Below are 287 nucleotides of genomic sequence, written 5' to 3' on the forward strand. Positions count from 1 at the left end.
CAAAACCAACCAGTGCCGTATTCACCTTTAATAATGGATGAAAGACCCATTGGAAATATGGACCGACTAAAATCATCCCGATTGCAATCGTGATTACCAGGTTCTTTTTCATTACCAAACGGTCGGAGATAACCCCAAAGATTGGTTGGAAGATTAAAGAAACCCCTGACATCATCGAAAAGACGAACCCAGCTTGAACACCATTGAAATGGGCTTCTTGTTCAAGCCAAAGCGTCAAATAGCCAAAAACGATTGCCCAAGTAAAGAAGTAGGTAAAGTGCGTAATT

At 41.1% G+C, this 287-nt stretch carries 1 protein-coding gene; it reads right to left on the reverse strand.

The window, feature by feature from the left end:
* The coding region (locus tag P0G09_RS20605; RefSeq protein ID WP_275253612.1) for an MFS transporter at nucleotides 1-287 on the reverse strand (287 nt) is incomplete at both ends.

It is taken from the genome of Faecalibacterium sp. DFI.5.82 (assembly GCF_029076575.1).
Classification (GTDB): Bacteria; Bacillota; Clostridia; order Oscillospirales; family Ruminococcaceae; genus Faecalibacterium; species Faecalibacterium duncaniae.